Genomic DNA, 14,566 nt, shown 5'->3' with positions numbered 1-14,566 from the left:
CGCCGGGGCACGCGCGCCCGGCAGGATCCGGACGAGAAGCCCTGGGAGAGCCGGCACGGCGCACGAGGCGGCCTGCGGGACACCGTTCCCGCAGGCCGCTCGCGTTGTCAGGTGGCTCGCGTCGTCACGCGTCAGGCCGCTCGCGTCAGGCCGCTCGCGTCAGGCCGCTCGCGTCAGGCCGCTCGCGTCAGGCCGCTCGCGTCAGGCCGCTCGCGTCGTGCGGTTCGCTCCGCCACCGCGGCTCAGTCCTCGCCGCAGATCCGCAGACCCTTCGGGGTCGCGCACGGCAGATGGCCGTGTGTGCGGATGACATCCTGACCGCTGCCCCGGCTCATATAGCCGAGGAAGCTCGACGCGAGCGAGTCGGCGGGCGGCTGGCCGTAGGTGTACGCGTACTCGATCTCCCGGTAGGGATACGCGCTCGCGCCGATCGTCTCGACCGACGGGGGCTCCCCGTCGATGTCGAGCCGGTGTGCGCCCTTCAGACCCGCGCCGCCGCGCAGTTCGCTGTAGCCGAGGGCTCCGGGGAGCTTCGCCACGCTGGCCAGGACCTGTTCCGTGCTGTCGAGTTCGCAGCGGACGACCTCCGACTCGCGATCGTCCTTGGTCACACAGTCGCGGGAGGAGTTGGCCGGCTCGTTGCGGCCGAGGACACGTCGCTGGAAGACCTCCCGGGTGCCGGAGTTGGCATCGCGGCTGACCAGCAGGACGCGCAGGTTCGACTTGGCGCCGAGCTGCTTCCAGTCCTTGATCTCGCCGCGGTAGATCCTGCGGATGTCACTGAGGGAGAGGTTCGTCACCGGCACCTTGTCGTTGACGACCAGGGCGAAGGCCGAGACGGCGACCCGGTTCTCGCGCAGTTGCGGGAAGCCTCCCGGCTTGGGCCCGTCGGAGAGCGCGATGACCGCGGGGGAGCCCTGGGCGGACTTCTCGCCCTTGCCTGCGAGCTCCCGTATCCCGGCGGCGCTTCCGTGCGCGTCCACGACGACCCTCGAGCCCTCGCAGTCCTTCTCGTACTTCTTCGCCAGCTCCCGTACGACCGGTGCGAAGGCCGTCGAGCCGGTGACGGTCAGCTCGCCCTGGGCACAGCCGATCGGCGGCCTTGTGTCGTCCCGTACGACGATGATCGACGCGAGCGCGACCACGCACGCGCTCAGCAGCACCGTGATGTTGCGGGCCGCCCGGCCGAAGAGCGGGGGCTTGTCGTCGGGGAGTACGGCCCGGTTGGGCATCACCTCGCCGTCCCGGATGCCGCCCGTGATCCGGACCTCGCAGCCCACGGGCCCGCCCGAGAGCAGCACCAGCAGCTTGAAGTGCTCGCCGCGGTTCAGCGGGACGCGGGGAATGTAGATGGTGTTGCCGACGAACCGCAGTCCAGCTGCCGTGGTGAAGTGCTCCACGAGGTGGTCCGCGCCGGAGGGGTGGGTGACGGCGAGACCCCTGACGAAGCGGTCGGTGAAGTCGGCCGTGAGCCCGTGCAGCTCGCGGCCCGTGTAGTCGGTGTCGCCGATGCTCTGGGAGCCGTCGTTCTCGATACGCAGGAGCACGAGCGTGGCATCGGACATGTCGGGTGTGTCGTTGAACAGCCCGAGCCGGATGTTGGGCCGCCCGTTGCGTACGTTGTTGCCGATGGGGGTGTCCAGCTGGATGCGGTAGCCGATGCGCTTCCTGCTCGGCACGCGGCGCTCGTACCAGAGCACGGCGGCGGATGCGAGGACACCGAGCAATGCGGTACCCACGGCCACGACGTTCTCAGGGCTCACCCATTCCACGAACCGTCACCGTACGGACGTACAGGAGGAGTTGGGAGCCACCGGTGGGCTCTGTCGGCTGATGTTCGCCCTGCGTTCAGAAGGCGTCAGCGCACCGTGGCGTGCACGATGAGGTTGTCCACCGGGTGGCCCTCGGCGTCGAACGCGCCGTCGCACGTGATCAGGCGGAGCACGCGGTCGCCGGTCGCGCCGTAGACGCGCTCGGTGGGAAACGACTTCTTGCTCACCGTCTCGACGGCGGTCACGGTGAAGTGGACCGTCTCGCCGCGTGTGTTGCGTACCGCGATGTCCGCACCTCTGGCGAGCTTCCTGAGGTCGTGGAAGACCGCTCTGCCGAAGCGGGTGTCGTTGTGACCGATGATCACGGCTGCCCCGGGCTCCCCCGGAACCGCGCCGCCGGTGTACCAGCCTGCGGTCATGCCCTGGTCGGCCGGAGGGACCTCGACGGTGCCGTCGGAGTTGAGGCCGAGCGGCATGAGGGAGCTGTCCACCCCCAGGGAGGGGATGGCCACTTGAACGGGAGCCGTTGGCTTCTGCTGCTCGGACGGGCTGCCGCCGGCGGCGGGAGTTCCGGGTGCCGAGGGCCGTGCCGGCGCGGGCGCCGGGCCGTCATGGGCCGTGGCCGAGCAGCCTGTCAGAAGGAGCACCGACAGTGCGGCGACGGTGATCCGCCGCCGCACTGCCGGGAGGTCCGCAGAGGGCATCGGGGTCAGACGCCCCGGTGGGTGGCTGCGGAGCGGCGGCGGACGACGAACGTTCCGGCCCCCGCGAGGAGGACGAACCCGGCGGCGGTGCCGACGAGGGCGGTGGTGCCGCTGTCCGAAGCGGTCACGGGCCGCTCGCCCGCGGCGACGCCACCCCGCGGCAGCGACCCCTTCTTCTGCTCAGAGGACTTGGCCGCCTCCGCGCACTTCTTCTTCATGGCGTCGGAGGTGACCTTGGCGTCGGAGCACTCGGCGGGCGCGGGTGCGGGCGAGGGCGACGCGTCGGCGAAGGCGGCGGTGGACGGGACGAGCACGGCGCCGGCCAGGGCGGAGGCGAGGACGGCGGTACGCAGGAACTTGCGGTGAGGCATGACGGTGGTGGCTCCGTTCGGACGTGGGGCTGTGTGGTGCCCACAGCGTCGCGCGGAGTTGTGGGGAAGCTGTCAGATCGTTGTGCTCATCGCGTCAGACCGGATCGGTGTGCTCATCGCGTCGGACCGGATCGGTGTGCTCATCGCGTCAGACCGGATCGTTGTGGTCGTCGCGTCGGATCTGTGCGGCCCCTGGAGCCGGACCGGCGGCCGGAATCCGGAGGGTGAAGACCGAACCCTTGCCCTCCGTGCTCTCCACCTCGGCGGTGCCGCCGTGGGCTTCGGCGAGCTTGCGGACGATCGCGAGGCCCAGACCGCTGCCGCCGGTGCGGCGGCTGCGGGACTTCTCGGCCCGCCAGAACCGGTCGAAGACATACGGAAGATCGCCGGTCGCTATGCCAGTGCCCGTGTCGGCCACGTCCACCACCACCGTCGCCCCGCCCGAGCCGTACGCCCGCAGGGTGACACTGCCGCCGGACGGAGTGTGGCGGACCGCGTTGGAGACGAGATTGCCGACCGCCTGCCGCAGCCGGACCGGGTCGGCCGTCAGCAGCGGGGCGGGAGGGCCGGACGTCGTGACCGTGAGCGACACACCTGAGGTCTCGGCGACGCCCCGATGGGCGGCCGCGGCCTGGTCGAGCACGTCCTCGATCCGGACCGGTTCGGGACGCAGACGCAGTGCGCCCGCGTCGGCCTGCGCGAGGTCCTGGAGATCGTCGACGATGTGCTGCAGTTGCACGGCCTCCTCCAGCAGCGAGGAGACGAAGGCCGGGTCGGGCTCGGCGAGACCGTCCTGTGCGGCCTCCAGCCAGCTGCGGATCGTGCTCAAGGGGCTGCGCAACTCGTGGGCGACATCGCTCACCATCACTTTGCGCTGTTCCTCGAGCCGCGCCCGGTGTGCGGCCATGTCGTTGAAGGCGGCAGCCAGCGCTCCGATCTCGTTGTCCGCCCTGACCGGGACCGGCACCGGTGCCCGGTCCGTGTCGTCCCGCATCCGCCGCGCGGCGTCCGTGAGCGCGTGCAGCGGTCGCACCAGCCGGGTGCCGGCCAGCACGGAGGCGCCGACGGTGAGGGCGAGGACGAGGGCCGCGACCCCCGCGATACGGGCCGTCCCGGCGGGAGAGACATCGAATCCGGGGACGCTGGTGACGGGCGGCCCACCGATGAACAGCAGCGCGGGTGGGGCGACATGGGGGGCGAGCTGTTCCCGGCGGGCCGCGTTCACGCAGTCCGCGATGGTGCGGTCGGCCTGCTCCGCCGGGACCTTGACCCCCCGCTTGGCCTCCTGCGGGGCCGGAGCGGGGCCACTCTTCCACGAGAGGTCCAGCCCGAGTTTGACGGCGGGGACGCTCTGGCGGTCCAGACACGCGTTGACCAGTTCGTTGAGCGTGGTGAGTGCCCTGATCTCGGTGTCGGTCGGCTGGTCGAGATCGCCGCTCCCGCAGCGCGTGGTCTCCTCTGTGTTGTAGGAGCCGCTTCCGTTCCCGCTGCCCACGGGCTGGATGCGCGGGCGTCCGCTGGGGCTTTCCGCGATGTCCGCGGCCAGTCCCCACGAGCTCAGACACTTCATGACCTCTTCGGCCGCGCTCCGCAAACGAGCGCGTTCCTTCCCGGGCAGCCGGAACGGCCCGACGGCACGGGGATCGATGGACGCCGCCGAGGACCCCGTCGTGGGCCCGGTCCCGTTGGACGCGGTGAACACGGCTGTCCCGCCCGAGGGGGAGGCGGAAAGCGGGTCGACGACCGCCGATGCCACGTTCGGGAGGTCCCCCGGACTCGGCCCGGTCGCGGAGTCCGCTATCACCTGCCGCTGCTGAGTGGTGACCGTGATCCGGCGGCCCGATCGTCGTGCCTGGTCGCGGACGGTCTTCTCGACGCCGTCCCACCGGGGGTGAGTGGCCGCGTAACCCAGCAGGGCCTGGTAGATCCGTGCGTCGTCGCTGAGGTTCTGGCCCTGCTCCTGTTCGATCGCGACGGTGGTGGTGCGCACCACGAGCCATGCGGTCGCTGCCACCGAGCACGCCGCCACCAGGGCCGACACGGCCAGCAGCCGTCCGAGCAGGCTCTTGCGCAGGGGCAGCCGCTCCGGCCCGTCCGCCGGAGTCCGCGTTCGCTTTCGCCGTTCACGAAGACGCACGGTGGGAGGCCTTCGCAGGGTCCGTCAGTTTGTAGCCGACCCCGAAGACGGTGAGCAGTCTGACCGGCTTCCGGGGCGCGGGCTCGATCTTCTTCCGCAGGTTCATGATGTGCATGTCCACCGTGCGTTCGCTGACGTAGCGGTCGAAGCCGTGCAGTTCCGCCAGCAGCCGCTGCCGGGTGAAGACACGGTCGGGCTCCGCGGCCATGGCGGCGAGGACGCCGAACTCCCCGGGCGTGCACACGACCCGCTCACCGTCGACCGTCACCTCGTGCCGGTCCGGATCCACGGCGAGCGTGCCCACACGTAGCGCGGAGCCGGTGTCCGGGGAGCCGGCTCTGCCCGTCCGCCGGGTGCGGCGCAGCAGCGTACGGACCCGGGCCATCAGCTCGCGCGGGCTGTACGGCTTGGTCATGTAGTCGTCGGCGCCGAGATCGAGGCCGAGCAGGAGGTCGTCCTCGGTGCTGCGGGCCGTCAGCAGCAGCACCGGCACGTCCCGGTCCTCGGCCCTCAGCACCCGTACGACGTCCAGGCCGTCGGCCCGGGGCATCATCACGTCGAGCACGAGCAGGTCGGGCGTCCGCCGCCGGACCTCGTCCAGGGCGGTGAGGCCGTCCCCGACGACCGTCACCGCGTGCCCCTCGCGCTCCAGATAGCGCCGGACCACCTCGGCCTGCTTCTCGTCGTCCTCCGCGATCATCACATGTGCGCACACCCGGCGATCGTAGGCGGAAGCGGGGTGCTGCCGTCGGCGTACGGCGGGCGGATGTTACATCGCCCACCGTAAGTCTTCGGCCAGTAACCACAGTTCTCACCCATGTGCTGCACACAGTGCGTAGCTTCGTCGTGACGGTACGGGCAGGAGTGCCCGAGCAAGCGCTGTGACAGGAGCAGAGACCGGTATGGCGAATGTGGAGATCTCCCTCAAGGAGACGATGACAACGATCGAGGGCAGCCTGGGAGTTGCCCTGGTCGACTACACCAGCGGCATGGCGCTGGGCACCCTGGGCGGGGGCAAGGACCTCGATCTGGCGGTGGCCGCGGCGGGGAACACCGACGTGATCCGTGCCAAGGTCCGCACCATGGAGCACCTCGGCCTCAACGACGAGATCGAGGACGTGCTGATCACGCTCGGCGCCCAGTACCACCTCATCCGGCTGCTCAAGGGGCGCGGCGGCAACGGCCTGTTCATCTACCTCGTGCTCGACAAGGGGAACTCCAACCTGGCGATGGCCCGCCATCAGCTCAAGCGCATCGAGGCCGAGCTGGAGGTCTAGTTACGGCCATTTCTCCCGGGCCTCCGCACACCCGTGAATTGAAAGTATCTTCAAGTCGCCACATCCAGATCAGGTCAATCCCCTGAGTGTGCGGGGCCGGGAGGCTGGAGGATGGTCCGTACGACACCGCCCGCGGTGGCCCGGCCGCGGCCGCCGCACCGGAAAGAGGCCGTCGAACGCGGCAGGAGTGATTTCGCGATGCAGGTCCCGCTCTACCAGGCCAAGGCCGAGTTCTTCCGTATGCTCGGGCACCCGGTGCGCATACGGGTTCTGGAACTCCTCCAGAGCGGCCCCGTACCCGTACGCGATCTGCTGAACGAGATCGAGATCGAACCCTCCAGCCTCTCCCAGCAGCTGGCGGTGCTGCGCCGCTCCGGAATCGTGGTGTCCATCCGGGACGGCGCCACCGTCAGTTATGCCCTCGCCGGCGGCGATGTCGCGGAACTCCTCCGCGCGGCACGCCGGATCCTCACCGAACTGCTCGCGGGCCAGAGCGAACTGCTGGCCGAGCTCCGCCAGGCGGACGTCCCTCTCGACCGGCCCGCCAGGCCCAGGGAGGTCGCCCGAGGGTCCTCATGAGGGCCCAGGGCCTTCTCGTTCGGATCTTGCCGGGCTCGCGTGCTCCCGCGCCGCACCTCGCTGCGTTGTCGTCGGTCGCCGACGTCCCCCGGCCACCGCTGGGAGGTGCCCCACCGTGTGGGCTTCTTCTTCCGCCTTGCGATGCACGCAGCCGGACCCCGCTCACCGATCCGGCCTGATCCGAACGAGAGACCCTAGCCCTGGCCGCGGCCCTGGACGGTGAAGCCGGCGAGGAAGAGGGTGAGCCAGCGCGCGCGCACGGCGGGTTCCTGATCGGTGGGTGCGGTGAGGATCAGCATCAGGAAGTCGTCCACGGTGACATCGGGGTGAAGGTCCCCGTCGGCCACGGCGGCGGCGATGATCCGGTCCATCGCGCCCGTGAACCGCTCTTCCTGCACCTCGGTGTAGTGGGCGGCGCCCAGGGTCTGGGCAGCCGCCTTCACGCTGCGGTCCCGGGCGGCGGCCTCGACGGTACGGAAGACCAGGGTGGTGATCTCCTCCATCGCCTTCGCGCCGCCCTCGACCCGTGCGGCTGCGGCCTCGATCTCGGCGGTGATGATCTCGCTGTGCTCGGCGATGACCGCGCCGACCAGGTCCGTCTTGGTGGGGAAGTGCCGGTACAGGGTGCCCACGGCCACGCCCGCGGCGTCGGCGATGGTGTCCATCGGTACGTCGGGCCCGTGCAGGGTGATCTGCTCGCGCGCGGCGGCCAGGATCTTCGTCCGGTTGCGGACGGCGTCCGCGCGGAGCGGGCGGGGATGGGCCATCGGTCCTCCAACACGACACGACACGACACGGCGGGACACAGCGGGACACGGCGCGACACGGCGCGACACGGCGCGGCATCTGCGGCGAAGGTGAATTCTAGTTCACGATCGTGCGCGCTCGGCTTGCACAAACATGAACCACCGCTCATGATGATTGTGAGCCATGGTTCATCTTCGCTCTCGACCCACGAAGGACACAGTCATGTCAAGCAAGGTCGCTCTGATCACCGGTGCCTCCTCCGGTATCGGCGAAGCCGCCGCTCTGGAACTGAGCGCACGCGGCTTCACCGTCTACGGTGCCGCTCGGCGCGTCGACCGCATGTCTCATCTGGCCGAGCGGGGGATCCGTACGATCTCCATGGACGTCACCGACGAAGCCTCGATGCGGGCCGGCGTGGACCGGATCGTCGCCGAGACCGGCCGGATCGACGTCCTGGTCAACAACGCCGGGTACGGCTCCTACGGCGCGGTCGAGGACGTACCGCTCGACGAGGCCCGCTACCAGTTCGAGGTGAACGTGTTCGGGGTGGCCCGGCTGAGCCAGCTCGTCCTCCCGCATATGCGTGCCCGGCGCAGCGGTCGCATCATCAACATCTCCTCGATGGGCGGCAAGATCTACACGCCGCTGGGGGCCTGGTACCACGGCACCAAGTTCGCCCTCGAAGGCTTCAGCGACTCTCTGCGCCTCGAGGTCAGGCCTTTCGGCATCGACGTGGTCATCGTCGAACCGGGAGCCATCCGCACCGAATGGAGCGGTATCGCGGCCGACAAGCTCCGCAAGGTCTCCAGGGACAGCGCCTACGCGGCGCAGGTCGAGTCCATGGCCACGGCGCTCGAGTCGGAGAGCGGCGCCCGGCGCTCGTCACCTCCGTCGGTCGTCGCCCGCGCGATCAGCAGGGCCGCCACCAGCCGCCGCCCGAAGACCCGGTATGCCGTGGGCATGGGTGCCAAGCCGCTGATCCTGACCCGCCGCGTGCTTCCGGACCGGGCCTTCGACGCGTTCATCGGGCGCGCGATGGGCAGCCTGACGAGCTAGGGTCCTTCGTTCGGATCAGCATCAGCCCGGGCAAGATCCAAACGAGAGGCCCTGGTGCTGCGACCGGCACGCCGCTCGACCGGCCAGGGGACCGGAACTAGTTGCGGAAGTACTCCCCGGGCTCCCCGTCCGCGCTCATCCCGTACATCAGCAGCCGCTCCTTGCCCTCGAAGCGGTCGACGCGCAGGCTCTGCGAGGCGCCGGGGGGTGAACACCCGTCGGTGGAGGCGCTGATGTCGAGCGTCGGCGGCCCGGTGATCAGCATGTTGCCCACGCCGCCCAGCACGGCCGTGTAGGAACAGTTGACGGTGTCGCCGGTCGGACGCCCGGTCGTGTCGTCGGTCTCCGGACGCGATTCGTGGATGCGGACAAGGGGTGCCCCGACCGGGCCCTGTGTGACGGTGACGGTGTTGTCCCACAACTCGGCCTGGTCGCCGGCCGAGATCTCGTCGAAGCGCTGCTTCCACGTGCCCACGAACCCGGTGGGGACGGCCTGCGGACCGGTCCTCGTCCTGCGGAACGACGCGGACACGGCGCCGGACGTCCACTCCATGACGTCCCGCGAGCGCATGGTGAGGGTCTGGTGGGCGGCGGGCAGGCACTGCTTGGCCGGGACGCTCGTGGTCACATCGCTCTCACCGAAGACGATCCTGTCCTCGTCCGCCGATACGAGCACCGATCGGCCCATGCACAGCCGCTCGCCGGTGACCTGGACGTACACCGCCGTCTTGCGGCCCTTGCGTCCCTGGCTGATCTCGATGCGGCCGGTCGACCTGGGGCTGTCGTCGGTGCCCTCGTACACGCCCTCCCAGGCGCCGATGAAGACGTCGGGTACGTCGCCGCCCTCGTCGCCACCGCCGTTGCCGCCGCCCTTGTCGCCACCGCTGTCCGTACCGGCGGACTCCTCGTAGGTCTCGGGCGCCCGGTCCGGCCAGAACTTCACGGCCGCGACGCCCGCTCCCGCGAACACCGCCACCGCACACGCGGCGGCGAGGACGGTACTCCACCGGCGCCGCGCCGCCCTCGGCCCGCCGACGGGTGCGGGCGCCGCCTCGCCCGGCACCGGTGTGTCCGCGTCCAGCAGCCGGGCCGCCTGCGCACCGAGCCGCGCCAGCAGCGCGGGCGGCAGCCACGCGTCGTCCCCCTCCGCCCCCGCCGTCCGGGACAGCTCCGCGGCGGAGGGGCGCCGGGCCGGGTCCTTGTCCAGGCAGGACCGTACGAGCGGCCCGAGTTCCTCCGGCAGACCTTCCAGATCGGGCTCGTCGTGTGCGATGCGGAACATGACCGCGTGCACACCGCTCTCGGACGCGCCGAACGGCTGCCGTCCCGTGGCCGCGTACGCGAGGACCGCACCGACGCAGAAGATGTCCGACGCCGGGGTGATCTTCTCGCCCCGTACCTGCTCCGGTGACATGAAGCCGGGTGAACCGACCACCGCGCCCGTGCTGGTCAGCCCGCCGTCCGTGACGGTGTCCACGGCTCGCGCGATTCCGAAGTCGATGATCCGGGGCCCCTCGACCGCCAGCAGGATGTTGGACGGCTTGAGATCACGGTGGACGAGTCCCGCGGCGTGAATGTGCTCCAGGGCCCGCCCCAGGCCGGCGGCAAGTGTGCGCACCGAGTGTGCGGGCAGCGGCCCTTGGTCGTCCACGACGGTCCGCAGCGCGGGACCGGGTACGTACGCGACCGCCACCCACGGTGTGTCGGCGGCGGTGTCGGAGTCGACGACGGGCGCGGTCCCGGCGCCCCCGACCCGTTCCAGTGCGGCGACTTCGCGGGCGAACCGCAGCCGGAACTCCCGCTGTGCGGCCAGTTCCCCGTGCACGACCTTCACCGCGACCGTACGACCGCCCTCGGACCGGGCGAGGAACACACGGCCCATCCCGCCGGTGCCGAGCCGGCCGAGCAGCCGGAACGGACCGACACGGCGCGGGTCTTCGGGCGTCAGCGGATCCACGCCGGGATCCTCGCACACGGCCGACGACGGGCGGCCCTGCTTCTGAGACAGTTCTGGTCTAGACCTTGACAGGTACAGACCATTGCCGCTGCACTGTCCTCGATCCGCACAATCCCCCCACAGGGAAAGGCCGATAACGTTGTCGAAACGCATCATGACCTTGCTCGCCGCCTTTGTCGCGGTCCTCGGACTCGTGGTTCTGCTCCCCGTCACGGCCACTGCCGCGGCCGCGGCCGCATGCGCGGCCCCCTGGAACTCCTCTTCCGTGTACACCGGCGGGATGGTCGCCGCCCACGGCGGGCACAACTGGCAGGCCAAGTGGTGGACCCAGGGCGAGACGCCCGGCACCACCGGTGAGTGGGGCGTCTGGGCCGACCAGGGCACGTGCGGCGACGGTGGGGGCGGCGATCCCGGCCCCGGTCCGAGCCCCTCCGGATTCGTCGTCAGCGAGGCGCAGTTCAACCAGATGTTCCCGAGCCGGAATTCGTTCTACACCTACAGCGGCCTGACCGCGGCACTCAGTGCGTACCCGGCGTTCGCGAACACCGGCAGTGACACGGTCAAGAAGCAGGAGGCCGCGGCATTCCTGGCGAACGTCTCGCACGAGACGGGCGGCTTGGTCCACATCGTCGAGCAGAACACCGCCAACTACCCCCACTACTGCGACCGTAGCCAGCCCTACGGCTGTCCGGCCGGCCAGGCCGCCTACTACGGCCGTGGCCCGATCCAGCTCAGCTGGAACTTCAACTACAAGGCCGCGGGTGACGCGCTCGGCATCGACCTGCTGAACAACCCGTGGCGTGTGGAGCGGGAATCGGCCGTCGCCTGGAAGACCGGCCTCTGGTACTGGAACACCCAGAACGGTCCCGGCACGATGACCGGTCACAACGCGATGGTCAACCAGGCGGGATTCGGCCAGACCATCCGCTCCATCAACGGCTCCCTGGAGTGCGACGGCAAGAACCCGGCGCAGGTCCAGAGCCGGGTGGACAACTACCGGCGTTTCACCCAGATCCTGGGTGTGCCGACGGGCGGCAACCTGTACTGCTGATTGCCGCGGGGAACGTGTGGGGCGGGCGGCCGGGGCCGCCCGCCCCACTGCGTCCGACGATGCCCCGCCGGGGCGGGGGGATGAGCCCGGGCCGCCGACACACCCATAGCTCTCATATTGTCTTATTTACGACTTTCCTGTGGTTCTATGTGGCTCACTTTCGCTCCTTCCAGGTAAGGGGCGTGACGGCTTGTCACACAGAAAGAGAGCAACCCGGATGTCTGGATCACAGGGAACAGGCACCCCGCACCGTCCGATGACCGCGGCGTTGAGTCGTCACTGGAAGATGGCCGTTCTCGCCGCGGCCGGCTTCGTCACCATGGTCGGCACCACGACGATCGTGGCTGTCACGGACGTCGGGAAGGCTGAGGCGCAGCCCGCGTCCGCGGTCAAGGACGACGGCAAGGTCAGGGTGAAGGCCGCACCGGCCCCGGTCGGCGAGGGCGTGGATACCGGCAGTCAGGACGGCGACTACTGGGCCGAACGCGCCGGCAACCCCGGTAGCCCCGGTAGCCCCGGTAACCCCGAGAGCGTCGGTAACCCGCAGGGCCCGGGTGGCCCCGGTAACCCCGGTAGCCCCGAGAGCGTCGGTTACCCCCAGGGCTCGGGTGGCCCCGGTAACCCGGGTAACCCGGGCACTCTTGCCGACGCGGGCGCGAACGGTGCCGTTCAGGAAGGCGATCAGGGCAAGGAGAAGGATTCCGGGCCCAAGGGTGACGGGGGGAAGGACAAGGGTTCCGCGTCCAAGGGTGACGGGGGGAAGGACAAGGGTTCCGCGTCCAAGGGTGATGAGGGTAAGGAGAAGGGCTCTGCGTCCAAGGGGGATGAGGGCAAGGAGTCCAAGGACAAGGGCTACGGGGACCACGACAAGGGGAAGAAGTACGGCGACCGGGACCGTCACCACGGGGACCACGGCTACGACAAGAAGACGTTCGTGGAGTGTGATCCGAACGATCTGATCCAGGCGATCACGGAGGCCAACGACGGCAGGGGCGGGGTCCTGCTTCTGGCGGAGGACTGCACGTACACTCTGACGGCCAATCAGGACGGCAACGGTCTGCCCCGGATCATTCAGCCGATCACGATCCACGGCAACGGTGCGACCATCGCCCGCGCGGCCAACGCGGACCAGTTCCGTCTCTTCGAGGTCGGTGTCGGCGGCGACCTGAAGCTCAGTGACCTCACCCTCACCCGCGGCAAGGCGGCCGTGGGCCAGGAGGGTGGCGCGATCAACGTGAACTCGGCGGGGCGGCTCGACCTCGACCATGTCACGGTCACCAACAACACGGTCGACAACCTCGAGAGCGACGTCGCCGGTGGCATCCTCAATGAAGGCATCACCGCCATCCGTGACAGCACCCTCAGCAGGAACGCAGGCGAGGACGGTGCCGCCATCTACAACGAAAGCGGCAGTCTGGAGATCACCGGAACCAAGATCACCGGCAACACCGCCGATGCTGACGACGGCTTCGCCGCGATCTTCAACGATGAAGACGCCACCGCGAGGATCAGCAAGAGCGTGATCAGCAACAACCACGCCGACAGCGGCGGCGGCATCCACAACGACGGCGTACTGGAGGTCGAGAAGAGCGGCATCGTCGACAACTTCGCGCTCTCCCGGGGCGGCGGTATCCAAACCGACGACGGCTCGCTCTACGTACGCAACAGCACCATCAAGGGCAACACCGCGGGGACCGGCGGAGGCCTCAACCTCGATGAACCCGCTGTGATCGAAGACAGCAAGATCACGGAGAACACCGCCAACGATGGCAACGGCGGCGGCGTCAACATCGATGTGGGTGAGGGCGACGAGGTCGCCATCCGCGACTCGAAGGTCAGTGACAACCAGGCTCCCGACAACGAGGCCAAGGGCGGCGGCATCTTCGTGTCGGAAGGCAGCACCCTCACCCTCACCGACGTCAAGGTGACGGAGAACCTCTCCGACGAGCCGGCCGGCGGCATCCAGAACAACGGCACGGTCAACACCAACGGCAAGATCCGCATCATCGACAACGTCCCCACCAACTGCGACGGAAGCGCCCAGCCCGTCCCCAACTGCTTCGGCTGACCCTCCCTCAGAGATCAGCTCCTACAGGCCGCGCATGGCCGTCCCTCAGCGCCCGCCCCCGGCACACAGCCGGGGGCGGGCGCACGTACGGCATGTGGCAGCAGAAGCCGTGCGGCCTGGCGTGACGGGCATGGGGCGAGCCGACACTCCCACTCCACATGTATTGTCCTATTTACGGCTTTTCCTGTGATTCCATATGGCATGCTTTCGCCTCTTCCAGTAAGGGGCGTGACGGCTTGTCATACAGAAAGAGAGCAACCTGGATGTCTGGATCACAGGGAACAGGCACCCCGCACCGTCCGATGACCGCGGCGTTGAGTCGTCACTGGAAGATGGCCGTTCTCGCCGCGGCCGGCTTCGTCACCATGGTCGGCACCACGACGATCGTGGCTGTCACGGACGTCGGGAAGGCTGAGGCGCAGTCCGCGTCCGCGGTCAAGGACGACGGCAAGGTCAGGGTGAAGGCCGCACCGGCCCCGGTCGGCGAAGGTGTGGATGTCGAAAGTCAGGACGGCGACTACTGGGCCGCGCACGCCGGTAACCCCGGTAGCCCCGAGAGCGTCGGTTACCCCCAGGGCTCGGGTGGCCCCGGTAACCCGGGTAACCCGGGCACTCTTGCCGAGGCGGGCGCGAACAGTGCCGTTCAGGAAGGCGATCAGGGCAAGGAGAAGGATTCCGGGCCCAAGGGTGACGGGGGGAAGGACAAGGGTTCCGCGTCCAAGGGTGACGGGGGCAAGGACAAGGGATCCGTCTCCAAGGGTGATGAGGGTAAGGAGAAGGGCTCTGCGTCCAAGGGGGATGAGGGCAAGGAGTCCAAGGACAAGGGCTACGGGGACCACGACAAGGG

Annotated in this window: 12 protein-coding genes and 1 pseudogene; 6 read left to right on the top strand and 7 right to left on the bottom strand. The window is 69.4% G+C overall.

The genetic code is table 11. The annotated features are described in order from the left end of the window. Positions 1-242: 242 nt before the first annotated feature. The 5 genes from ACFU5O_RS15755 to ACFU5O_RS15735 form a co-directional block, all read right to left on the bottom strand. Positions 243-1,772 (bottom strand): substrate-binding domain-containing protein, encoded by a 1,530-nt coding sequence (locus ACFU5O_RS15755; protein WP_384240482.1) that lies wholly within the window; start codon positions 1,770-1,772, stop codon positions 243-245. 86 nt (positions 1,773-1,858) lie between these two features. Then, entirely contained in the window at positions 1,859-2,476 is a 618-nt protein-coding gene (locus tag ACFU5O_RS15750) for a class F sortase (RefSeq protein WP_384240480.1), read from the bottom strand. A 5-nt stretch (positions 2,477-2,481) separates the two neighbouring features. Next, complete coding sequence (locus tag ACFU5O_RS15745) at positions 2,482-2,847, bottom strand: hypothetical protein (RefSeq protein ID WP_384240478.1); 366 nt, start codon at positions 2,845-2,847, stop codon at positions 2,482-2,484. A gap of 148 nt (positions 2,848-2,995) precedes the next feature. Next, a complete protein-coding gene (locus ACFU5O_RS15740) occupies positions 2,996-4,984 on the bottom strand; it encodes a sensor histidine kinase (protein ID WP_384240477.1) in 1,989 nt (662 codons plus the stop codon). Continuing rightward, the gene (locus ACFU5O_RS15735; protein ID WP_384240476.1) at positions 4,971-5,699 is read right to left on the bottom strand and encodes a response regulator transcription factor; all 729 of its coding nucleotides are present in this window, start codon (positions 5,697-5,699) and stop codon (positions 4,971-4,973) included. The genes ACFU5O_RS15740 and ACFU5O_RS15735 overlap by 14 nt, the downstream gene beginning before the upstream one ends. Positions 5,700-5,886: 187 nt before the next feature. On the opposite strand from ACFU5O_RS15735, the gene ACFU5O_RS15730 reads away from it, so the two are divergent. Both ACFU5O_RS15730 and ACFU5O_RS15725 read left to right on the top strand, forming a co-directional pair. Further along, positions 5,887-6,261 (top strand): hypothetical protein, encoded by a 375-nt coding sequence (locus tag ACFU5O_RS15730; RefSeq protein WP_384240474.1) that lies wholly within the window; start codon positions 5,887-5,889, stop codon positions 6,259-6,261. A gap of 198 nt (positions 6,262-6,459) precedes the next feature. Further along, the gene (locus ACFU5O_RS15725) at positions 6,460-6,840 is read left to right on the top strand and encodes an ArsR/SmtB family transcription factor (RefSeq protein WP_384240472.1); all 381 of its coding nucleotides are present in this window, start codon (positions 6,460-6,462) and stop codon (positions 6,838-6,840) included. 194 nt (positions 6,841-7,034) lie between these two features. Here ACFU5O_RS15725 and ACFU5O_RS15720 read toward each other — a convergent pair whose 3' ends face one another. Continuing rightward, positions 7,035-7,607, bottom strand: a complete 573-nt coding sequence (locus ACFU5O_RS15720) for a TetR/AcrR family transcriptional regulator (RefSeq protein WP_384240470.1) — start codon at positions 7,605-7,607, stop codon at positions 7,035-7,037. 202 nt (positions 7,608-7,809) lie between these two features. On the opposite strand from ACFU5O_RS15720, the gene ACFU5O_RS15715 reads away from it, so the two are divergent. Next, positions 7,810-8,643, top strand: coding sequence for an oxidoreductase (locus ACFU5O_RS15715; RefSeq protein ID WP_384240468.1), 834 nt, complete (start codon positions 7,810-7,812; stop codon positions 8,641-8,643). A 97-nt stretch (positions 8,644-8,740) separates the two neighbouring features. On the opposite strand, the gene ACFU5O_RS15710 is transcribed toward ACFU5O_RS15715, so the two are convergent. Then, positions 8,741-10,600 (bottom strand): serine/threonine-protein kinase, encoded by a 1,860-nt coding sequence (locus tag ACFU5O_RS15710; protein WP_384240467.1) that lies wholly within the window; start codon positions 10,598-10,600, stop codon positions 8,741-8,743. Between the two features lie 154 nt (positions 10,601-10,754). Here ACFU5O_RS15710 and ACFU5O_RS15705 point away from each other — a divergent pair, with 154 nt between their 5' ends. The 3 genes and pseudogenes from ACFU5O_RS15705 to ACFU5O_RS15695 all read left to right on the top strand — a co-directional run. Continuing rightward, positions 10,755-11,651: a glycoside hydrolase family 19 protein gene (locus ACFU5O_RS15705; RefSeq protein ID WP_384240465.1), complete on the top strand. Its 897-nt coding sequence runs from the start codon at positions 10,755-10,757 to the stop codon at positions 11,649-11,651. A gap of 217 nt (positions 11,652-11,868) precedes the next feature. Further along, positions 11,869-13,719, top strand: a complete 1,851-nt coding sequence (locus ACFU5O_RS15700; protein WP_384240463.1) for a hypothetical protein — start codon at positions 11,869-11,871, stop codon at positions 13,717-13,719. Positions 13,720-13,982: 263 nt separating this feature from the next. After that, positions 13,983-14,566, top strand: a pseudogene (locus ACFU5O_RS15695) (hypothetical protein); the annotation flags it as partial.

It is taken from the genome of Streptomyces sp. NPDC057445 (assembly GCF_042802855.1).
GTDB lineage: Bacteria > Actinomycetota > Actinomycetes > Streptomycetales > Streptomycetaceae > Streptomyces.
This window is presented reverse-complemented; position numbering and strand designations above follow the sequence as displayed.